The sequence below is a fragment of the Micromonospora sp. NPDC049799 genome, from assembly GCF_040656655.1.
In the GTDB taxonomy this organism is placed as follows: Bacteria; Actinomycetota; Actinomycetes; order Mycobacteriales; family Micromonosporaceae; genus Micromonospora.
Genome location: NZ_JBFAMU010000174.1, coordinates 1 through 9,669 on the forward strand (window position 1 = coordinate 1; position 9,669 = coordinate 9,669).

The window sequence follows — 9,669 nt, forward strand, 5'->3', positions numbered from 1 at the left end:
CCATGAACCTGTAGGTGAGCTGCACACCGTTGAAGAAGACCTCGTCGCCGCCGTGATGACCGCTGTAGGCGGCCTCAACCAGCTCCACTCTGTCGCCGTGCTGGTCGGCGCCGCGCCCGACGAGGGGCGGCTGCTGGTGGTGCCGCAGCCGCGCAACCGGGACCAGCGCTTCGCGTTCGCCGCCGAGCTGGCCGGGATCGTGCTGGAGTACCTGGACGGCTTCCGGAGCGTCACCGAGGCGGTGCCCGTCGACCGGGGCCGCGACGTCCGCCACCGGTACGCCGACGCGCCGCAACTGCTCGTGCCGAGCCCGGCCGGGGTGACGTTCCTGCGGCTGCTCGGGCGTTCGACCCGGTTCCGTCGGACGGACGGTGAGTACCCGGTGCACCCGTCGGTGCCGCTGCTCGGGCGCTGGTTGACGTTCTTCGCGGAGCGGGCCGAGCATCCCGGCTCGTCGGCGCTGCTGGCGATGACCGACGCGCTGACCCTGCACTGGGCCACCGGCCAGAGCGCGGTGGAGGATCTGCATCTGCCGGCGCTGCTCGGCTGGGTCGACCCGCCGCCCGGGCTGACCGGGGCGCAGGCGGCGGCGCGTGCCGAGGACCCGTCGGTCTGCCCGCCGGCCGGTCCGGCCACCGACCCGGACTTCGACAACCAGGTGCTCGCCCCGGCGATGACCGCGTACGCGGAGGCGGCCGACGACGAGGTCGCGCGCGCCGGGGCGTACGCGGAGCTGGAGAGGCTGCTGCGCGACCAGCTCGCGCCCACCTGGGAGCTGATGTGGCGCGGCGTGGGGTTGCTCCGGTCGCTGCCGGCCGGTGCCCGGGTCGGGGGTCGGTGGGACGGGGACAAGGACGCCTTCACGGCACATGCCGAGCACGTCGACGCGGGCGGCGGACCGCAGCCCCGCCGGGACGGTGCCGTGGCGGCGGCGCAGCGGCTGCACCGGCTGGAACGGGCGGCGGCGTCGTACGCGGTGCAGCGCGCCTACGACGACCCCCTGGTCATGGCCGAGCACCGGCTGAGCGGGGAGGCGTTCGTGGGGGAGGTGATCCTCGCCGACCCGAAGCGGGTGGACGACAGTGGGAAACGGCCGGTGCTGCGGCCGCGCATCCAGGTGGTGACCACCGAGCCGGTGGCGGTGCCGGTCGGCGCGACGCTGTGGTCGACGGCGCGTCCGGCGCAGAAGGCGCGCGTGGTGTTCCTGACCCCAAGCGATGGCAAGACCGAGGTGGTGCTGGAGCTGTCCGGTGGCATGGGGCGGGGGTTGACCGCGACGCCGGGCAGCGTCCCCGAGGTGGGGGAGCGGCTCTGCCTCACCACGCTCTCCGACGCGTACCTGCCGACGGCGACGTTCCCGGCGGTGGAGGAGACCCCCTGGACGCACGGTGGACCGCCAGCCGAGGTCGGCCCAGCGTAACGGCAACAATTCATTCACCTACTTGAAACTTAACCGGTTCAGGAGTGCACTGGTGGGCGAACCCGGGTTCCCACCACACCACCACCCCGACCGGAAACAGGTGACCATGCGAAGCAGAAGACTGCGCCTCGCGCTGAGCGCCGCCGCCATCGCCCTGGCGGCCGCGTCCGTCCTGACCGTCATCGGCCCCGCCCAGGCGCACACCGTCGCACCCGCCAACCCCAACGCCTCCACCGCCACCCGCAGCGTCCTGAACTGGCTGGCCCACCTACCCAACCGCGGCAGCAACCGGGTCGCCTCCGGCTTCTTCGGCGGCTACAGCAACAGCGGCTTCTCGATGAGCCAGACCGAGGAACTACGTAACGCCACCGGCCAGTACCCCGCCTTCCTGAGCTGCGACTACGGCTCCGGCTGGGCCACCAACAGCGACATCACCGCGCTGGTCGACTGGTCCTGCAACTCCAGCCTCAAGTCCTGGCACGGCAGCGGCGGCCTGGTCACGATCAGCGTGCACCTGCCCAGCCCGGCCAACGCCAACGGTGGCGGGCTGAACACCCCGATGGCCAACTTCGCCGACCTGCTCAACCCGGGCACGCCGGCCGGAGCGCGCTGGCGCTCCCTGATGGACAAGATGGCCCAGGGACTCCAGGACCTGGAGAACGCCGGGGTGCCGGTGCTGTTCCGGCCGTTCCACGAGGTCAACGGCGACTGGTTCTGGTGGGGCAACCGGGACCCGAACACGTTCCGCCAGGTCTGGCAGCAGCTGTACGGCTACCTGACCACCACCAAGGGGCTGAACAACCTGATCTGGGTCTACTCGGCCGACTTCAGCCGGGGCAACCGGACCACCTACTACCCGGGCGCCGCCTACGTCGACGTCGTCGGGATGGACGCGTACGACGACGACCCGCAGGCGTCCGGCATCCAGTCGGCGTACTCAGAGCTGGTCGGGCTGGGCAAGCCGTTCGCGTTCTCCGAGATCGGCCCGGACAGCCAGGGCTCCTTCGACTACGGCCGGTGGGTCACCGCGTTCCAGCAGCGCTACCCGCGGACCACGTACTTCCTGGCCTGGAACGACGGCTGGGGGCCGGCGCGCAACCAGGGTGCGTCCACGCTGTTCAACAACTCCTGGACGCTGAACCGGGGTGAGGTGGACCTCGGCACGATCGTCGAGCCGTCCGGCAACCCCACCACGCCGCCCCCGAACGGCGGCACCCTGCTGCACGGCTTCGAGTCCTCGACCGAGGGCTGGACGGGCACCACCGTCATCGGCGGTCCGTGGCGGGTCAACGAGTGGGCCGGGCAGGGAAGCTGGTCGCTGAAGGCGGACGTCAACCTCGCGGCGGGCGCCAGTTACCTGCACCGGACCGCCACGACCAGCCTCTCCGGCCGGACCACCCTGCGGGCCACCGCCCGGATCGCCCCGTGGGGCAACCACGGCGCCGGCACCCAGGCCAAGCTGTACGTGAAGACGGGTGCCGGCTGGCAGTGGTACGACGGCGGCACGGTCACCGTCAGCTCCTCCGGCACCGCCCTGACGCTCAACCTGGGCGGGGTGGCCAACCTCGGTGACGTCCGCGAGATCGGGGTGCAGTTCGTGCCGGCGGGCGGCGCGAGCGGCACGTCGGCCGTGTACGTGGACAACGTCACGGTGCAGTAGCCGCCGGTGCGGGAAGGTCCCCGGAACGGCGTCCCGGGGACCTTCTGCGCTGCGTGCCGAAAGCCGGAGCGATGCTCGCGCACAGTGAGGTTCGCGCCGGTGAACTGAAGACGCGCGCGCCGCTTTGCTCTGCACCCTGATATGCGCCAGTCGCGTAGGGTGACCGGCGCGTGCGAGGGGCTTGCCGAGAAACAGCAGTTGGGCAGGCTGGTGCGTCCAGGGGTGCAGAGCAAAGCGGCAAAGGCATCGTGCCGGTCCCCGCCGGGACGTCACCGGCAGTGACGGGGAGGAGATGTAACTCACTGTGCCTACCGAGTGGGCGAACATGGAACGGGCTTGACCCTCCCGTAACGGCAGGCGGGAGCCTCGTTGACGGAAGGGAGGGGAATCATGGCGTACACGGTGGGACAGGTGGCGAAGGCCGCCGGGGTGACGGTGCGGACGCTGCACCACTACGACGAGATCGGGCTGCTCTCGCCGGGCGGGCGCAGCGCGGCCGGCTACCGACGGTACGACGACGCCGACCTGGACCGGTTGCAGCTCATCCGGTACTACCGCGAGCTGGGGTTCCCCCTGGACGAGATCGCCGCGATCCTGGACGACCCGGCGAGCGACCCCACGGCACACCTGCGCCGCCAGCACGACCTGCTGACCGGGCGGATCGGGAAGCTCCAGGACATGGTCGCGGCGATCGAGCTCGCGATGGAGGCACGCAGGATGAACATCTCACTGACCCCCGAGGAGCGGTTCGAGGTCTTCGGCGACTTCGACCCGGACGCGCACGCCGACGAGGCGCGGGAGCGCTGGGGCGAGAGCGAGGCGTACCGCCAGTCGGCCCGGCGCGCCGCCGGCTACTCGAAGGACGACTGGCTGCGTATCAAGGCCGAGAACGAGGACTGGGGCCGGCGGTTCGTCGAGGCGATGGCCTCGGGCGCACTGGCCGACAGTCCGGCGGCGATGGACCTGGCCGAGGAGCACCGGCAGATCATCAGCCGGTGGTTCTACGACTGCTCGTACGAGATCCACACCGGGCTGGCCGACATGTACCTCACCGACCCGCGCTTCACCGAGCACTACGAGAAGATCCGGCCCGGGATGGCCGCGTACCTCGCCGAGGCCATCCACGCCAACGCGATCACCCGCGCCTGAGCGGGCCGTGGCCCCGGCGGACAGTCCGCCGGGGCCACGACGCGCGCGGGTCAGTCGCCGATCGTGGCGTGCAGGATGCCGCGTCCATACGTCGCCGCGAACAGCGTGCTCGTCGCCGCGTGGAAGTGCACGTCCATGACCGGTACGGCGGGGAAGCTCGCCCCCACCTTCAGCCAGCTGCGGCCCAGGTTGGGGCTGAAGAAGACGCCCATGTCCGTGCCGATGTAGAGCCAGCCCTGCTTCTTCGGGTGGCGGATCACGTCGTTGACCGGGGACTGCGGCAGGTTGCCGGAGATGTCCGTCCAGGTCGCCCCGCCGTCGGTGGTCATCAGCACGTGCGGCTGCGTCTCGCTCTCCCAACGGAACCCGGAGTACGTCGCCCAGGCCATGGCGGGGTTCTGCGGGTCCACCGTGACGCGGGTGATCCACCGGTCCGGCAGGTCCGGGTCGGTGGCCCTCGTCCAGGTCGCGCCGCCGTCCCGGGTCACCGACAGGTGGCCGTCGTCGGTGCCCACGTACACGGTGTCCTCGTCGGTCGGCGCGATGCCGATGGTCGTGATCGTCGCGTACGACGTGGCGTTGCGCGGCGTGGGTCCGCCGGTGAGGTCCGGGCTGACCGCCCGCCAGGTCCGGCCCCGGTCGTCGGAGCGGTTGAGCACGTTGGACCCGAAGTAGACGGTGTCCGGAGCGCCCGGAGCGATCTCCAGCGGTGACACCCAGTTGAACCGGGTGCCCGCGAACCGGGCCCGGATCGACGTCATCGAGTCGCCGCCGTTGTCGGAGCGGGCACACCCGCCGTTCTGCGAGCAGGCGAACACGTTCAACTGGTCGACCGGGTTGATGCGGTTCATCATCCCGTCGCCGCCCCGGTACAGGTTCCAGTCGCTGCCGCCCCAGGACCGCAGCGACCCGTTGTCCTGCGTGCCACCGGAGACGCGGGAGCGGTCGGTCGTGCTGACGTCCATCGCGTAGAACTGCATGTACGGCTGCACGGACGCCGCCGCCCAGGTGCCGATGACGTTGCCGCCCTGGTCGTTCCAGTAGAGGCCGCCGTCGTTGCCGATGTACACCCGGCCGGGGTTGTGCGGGTCCCAGGCCATGGCGTGCTGGTCGGCGTGGATGCCGCGGCCGGTCACCCACGTGCGGCCACCGTCGTGCGACTCCATCATCGGTACGCCGGCGGAGAAGACGTGGTCGGCGTCGGCCGGGTCGACCCAGAGCCGGCCGAACCACCAGGCGAACCCACCGTCGGCGGCGTCCAGCGCGGGCTCCCCGGTCAGCGGGCGGGTCCAGGTGGCGCCCGCGTCGTCGGAGACGAAGAAGCCGGTCAGGTTGCCGATCTTGTCGTTGGTGATCGCGTACGCCCGGCTGGGGTCGCTCGCCGCGAACGCCACGCCGATGCGGCCGGGCTCGGTCTCCGGAGCCGCCAGCGGCGCGCCGATCCGTGTCCACGTCGCGCCGCCGTCGGTGGAGCGGTGGAGGCCGGAGCCGGGACCGCCGTACTCGCGGCCGTCGGGGTAGCGCAGCTTGTCCCACATGGCAGCCAGGAGGATCTTCGGGTCGGCCGGGTTGATCGCGACGTCGATCGCGCCGGTGGAGTCGTTCAGCCCGTCGAGCACCTGCTTCCAGGTCTCCCCGCCGTCGGTCGACAGGTAGACGCCCCGGTCGCCGCCGGTGTCGAACAGTCGGCCCTGGGCGGCGACGACGATCCGGCGCGGGTCGGTCGGGTCGATCCGGATCCGGCCGATCGCCCCGGTCTCGGTCAGGCCGATGCTCTCCCAGGTCGCCCCGCCGTCGGTCGAGCGGTAGACGCCGGTGCCGTAGTAGGAGCCACCGCCGCCGTGGTCCGGTTCGCCGGTGCCCGCGTACAGGGTGCCGTCGGGGGTGATCGCCAGCGCACCCATCGACTGCGGCAGGTCGTCGGACCAGGTGCTGGTCATCGTCGCGCCGCCGTCGGTGCTCTTCCACACGCCACCGGTGCCGGCCGCCACGTAGAGCGTGCCGGGCGTGTCCGGGTCGATCACCACGTCGATGAGCCGGCCGCCGATGTTGGTCGGGCCGAGCTGCTGCCACCGCACATCGGTCAGCTGGGGCGCGCCCCGGCGGGTCGCACCCTCCAGCGCCCGGGTCTGCGCGAGGGCCTCCTCGTACGCGGTCGCCGGGATCGACCCGTCGGCGTTGGCCCGCTGCGCCCACATCCACTCGGAGGGCTCCGCCGGGTTCTCCTTCTCCTCCACCGCGACCGGCACCGGCGGGTTGCCCGCCAGGTGCACCAGCGTGGTCGCGGCGGTCAGGGCGGCGACCGCCGTGACCGCACCGACCAACCGGAACCGTGTCCGTCTCGACAGTTTCGACCGCACAGGTCACCCCCGGCCCCGGCGGCATCGCCGCCGCTCGATTTCGGGTCAGCGTACGCAACAATCGACCGGCGTGGAAGCCGGTGACCGGCGAAAACAAGCCTCCCGAATGTCGCACCGTCGGGAGAGGATGACGAACAACCGTCACACTGGAGGTCCACTGTGCTCATCGTCGCCGGAAGTCTGCACGTCGACCCGGAGGGTCGGGACGACTACCTCGCCGGGTGCGTCGAGGTCGTCCGGGCGGCCCGGTCCACGCCGGGCTGCCTCGACTTCGCCCTCAGCGCCGACCTGGTGGAGCCGGGCCGGATCAACGTCTACGAGCGGTGGGACTCCGAGGAGCAGCTGCTCGACTTCCGGGGTTCCGGGCCGAGCGGGGAGCAGGTGGTGGCGATCCGGGGCGCCGAGGTGCACCGCTACCTGATCTCCGGCGTCGAGGCCCCCTGACGCGGTCAGCGGGTCCTCAGGACGGCGGCGGGGTCGGCGGGGGCTCCGGCGGCAGGCCGGGGGCGAGGCGGCGCAGCGAGGTGAACGCCGGCACCAGCGCGTCGTACAGCTCGGCGTACACCGGCAGCAGGGACGCGTACGTGGCGGCGGCGGCCGGGTCGGGACGCGCGGTCTCGGTGATCTCCACCATCTCGGCGGCCACGTCGATGGAGGCGACCAGCCCGAGCGCCTGCATGCCGAGCAGGGCCGCACCGTAGCTGGACCCCTCGTGCCCGGAGGGGAAGCGCACCGGCATGCCCAGCACGTCGGCGAGCATCTGCCGCCACAGCGGGCTGCGGGCGAACCCGCCGCTGGCCCGGATCTCCCGCACCTCGTTGCCGGCCGCCCGTACCGAGGCCATGACCAGCGCCAACTGCTGGCAGACCCCCTCCAGGGCGGCCCGCACGAGGTGGGCGCGGCGGTGCCCGTGGGTCAACCCCACGTACGCCCCGCGCGGCAGCGCACTCCAGTGCGGGGCGCGCTCGCTGAGCAGGTACGGCAGCATGATCAGCCCGCCGGAACCGACCGGGGCCTTCGCGGCCTCCGCGAGCAGTTCCGCCTCGGCGTGCTCGCCCAGCTCGGGAGCGAGGGCGTCGCCGGCCCAGCCGAGTACGAGGCCGCCGTTGTTGATCGCACCGCCGACCACCCACCGGTTCTCGGTCAGGGCGTAGCAGAAGACACCGCCGAGCGGGTCGACACCGGGGTGCTCCACCATCACCCGCATCGCACCGCTGGTGCCGATCGAGCAGGCCATCACGCCCGGGGCGACCGCGCCGAGCCCGAGGTTGGCGAGCGGGCCGTCACCGGCGCCGACCACGACCCTCGTGTCCGGGGGCAGCCCGGTCGCGGCGGCGGCCTCGGCGGTCACGCCCCGCACCACCCTGGTGGTCGGGACCAGCTCGGGCAGCTGCTCCTCGGTGATGCCGGCGATCCCCAGCGCCTCCTCGTCCCAGGTGAGCTGGTGGATGTCCATCAACCCGGTGGCCGACGCGATCGAGTGGTCCGTCATCAGGGCGTCGCAGAACCGCAGCAGGACCCAGTCCTTGATGCCCACCCAGTACGCGACCCTGCCGAACGTCGTCGGCTCCTGCTCGGCGTACCAGAGCAGCTTGGGCAGCGGTGCCATCGGGTGGATGGGGGTGCCGGTGCGGCGGTGCAGGGCCAGCCCGGAGGGGACCGCCCGCAGTCGTTCGGCCTGCCGGGCGGCCCGGGAGTCGGCCCAGGTGACCGACGGGGTGAGGGGGTTGCCGTCCGGGTCCAGCCCGATCAGGCTGTGCATCACGCTGCTGAACGCCAGGCCGGCGATCGGCCGGCCCACCTCCGCCACCACCGTGCGGATTGACTCGATGGCGGCGGCGTAGATGGCGTGCGGGTCCTGTTCGGCGTACCCGGGTTGCGGTTCGTCCAGTGGGTAGCCGACCGAGTGGTGTGCCAGCTGGTCGCCGTTGACGTCGAACGCGACGGCCTTGGTGCTGGTGGTCCCGAGATCGACGCCGATCACGATGCCGGGGGTGGTGTCGCCCACCGACTCACCCCCTCGCCGTGCCTGCCGGGACGCTGCGCCTGACGCTACCGACGCCTCCGCCGGCCGTACGGCGAACGGGACAGCCGGCGCGCGACACGCCCGAACGGGGTGAATCGACCCAGCGAAACCGCCCTATCGTCCGGGTTGCTCCACCGATCGGGCAATTTGCACATAGCAGCCCGTCCCCGTTGGCGTCCACCGGAGTTAATCCGAATGACACCCCGGTTGGTGGCCTGCGCGGCGGAGGAGTCGGCATGGCAAGGACTGATTCGACGGGTTCGACCTGGCGGTACCGGTGGGCACACCGGCAGAACGATCGGCGGCAGCGGGTCTTCCGCAGCGCCGACGAGGCATGGCGAAGGCGGGACGAGGAACTGCGGCGCCTGCGTACGCTCGCCGGGACCTTCACGGGCTCGGCCGCCGCGGGCGCCGGGCTTCCGCTGGAGCTGGGCCCCGACGAGGTGGTGTTCTGGGCGCTGCCGGCCGCGCAGCTGGTCGAGGTACGGCACACGGCGGTGCTACCGGCACCGGACCTGACGGTCACCCCGCAGGCCACGCCGATCCGGTCCCGCCGTCCGGACGGGATCCGGGTCGCCGACGCCGGAATGGCGGTCATCACCAGCCGGCGGCTGGTGCTGCTCGGCGGTCGCGGCCGGCGCGACTGGGCGTACGGGAAGATGACCGGCCTGTCCCACGACCCGGCGGCGCCGGTCACCCTGATCCAGGTACTCGACCGGCGGCGGGCCTCCGGGGTGCTGCTCCCCGCCGACGTGGCGGCCGACTTCCGGTTCAAGCTGACGCTGGCGTTCGCCGACGCGATCGAGCAGCGGCACGCGGTGATCGCCCAACTCGACGAGGCGATCGCCGAGCACGCGCAGCTCAAGCCGTTCCGGCCGACGATCGCCACCCCGGCGCAGGCCCGGTTGAGCGGCTTCGTGCCGGGCGGCCGGCGCACGGTGGCGGTCGCCGCCGGCATCGCCCTGCTGGTACCCGCCGTGCTCCTGGAGTCCGACCCGTCCGACCCGACGTCGGAGGTGGCGATCGCCGCGACACCCGCGCCGAGTCCGTCGGT

General features: G+C 72.1%; 7 protein-coding genes. 5 read left to right on the forward strand and 2 right to left on the reverse strand.

All coding sequences use genetic code 11. From position 1 onward, the window contains the following. From AB0I76_RS15295 to AB0I76_RS15305, 3 genes are all read left to right on the forward strand, one after another. The coding region (locus AB0I76_RS15295; RefSeq protein WP_357034890.1) for a hypothetical protein at window positions 1-1,420 on the forward strand (1,420 nt) is incomplete at its 5' end. Between the two features lie 106 nt (window positions 1,421-1,526). Further along, window positions 1,527-3,080, forward strand: a complete 1,554-nt coding sequence (locus AB0I76_RS15300; RefSeq protein ID WP_357034893.1) for a glycosyl hydrolase — start codon at window positions 1,527-1,529, stop codon at window positions 3,078-3,080. Window positions 3,081-3,470: 390 nt separating this feature from the next. After that, entirely contained in the window at window positions 3,471-4,229 is a 759-nt protein-coding gene (locus AB0I76_RS15305; RefSeq protein WP_357034896.1) for a MerR family transcriptional regulator, read from the forward strand. Window positions 4,230-4,279: 50 nt separating this feature from the next. Here the strand turns inward: AB0I76_RS15305 and AB0I76_RS15310 are convergent, their stop codons facing one another. Continuing rightward, complete coding sequence (locus AB0I76_RS15310; RefSeq protein ID WP_357034900.1) at window positions 4,280-6,553, reverse strand: glycosyl hydrolase; 2,274 nt, start codon at window positions 6,551-6,553, stop codon at window positions 4,280-4,282. A gap of 195 nt (window positions 6,554-6,748) precedes the next feature. On the opposite strand from AB0I76_RS15310, the gene AB0I76_RS15315 reads away from it, so the two are divergent. Continuing rightward, window positions 6,749-7,033 carry an antibiotic biosynthesis monooxygenase family protein gene (locus AB0I76_RS15315; RefSeq protein WP_357034903.1) on the forward strand — a complete coding sequence of 95 codons (285 nt, stop codon included), beginning with the start codon at window positions 6,749-6,751 and terminating at the stop codon, window positions 7,031-7,033. Between the two features lie 16 nt (window positions 7,034-7,049). On the opposite strand, the gene AB0I76_RS15320 is transcribed toward AB0I76_RS15315, so the two are convergent. Beyond that, complete coding sequence (locus AB0I76_RS15320) at window positions 7,050-8,597, reverse strand: gluconokinase (RefSeq protein WP_357034906.1); 1,548 nt, start codon at window positions 8,595-8,597, stop codon at window positions 7,050-7,052. 254 nt (window positions 8,598-8,851) lie between these two features. Here AB0I76_RS15320 and AB0I76_RS15325 point away from each other — a divergent pair. Beyond that, on the forward strand, window positions 8,852-9,669 hold an 818-nt coding region (locus AB0I76_RS15325; protein WP_357034909.1), incomplete at its 3' end, for a hypothetical protein.

What these genes read in the sequence shown, in the direction of transcription:
- AB0I76_RS15300 (WP_357034893.1), top strand. Translation starts at nt 1,527, where the DNA reads ATGCGAAGCAGAAGACTGCGCCTCGCGCTGAGCGCCGCCGCCATCGCC.
- AB0I76_RS15305 (WP_357034896.1), top strand. Translation starts at nt 3,471, where the DNA reads ATGGCGTACACGGTGGGACAGGTGGCGAAGGCCGCCGGGGTGACGGTG.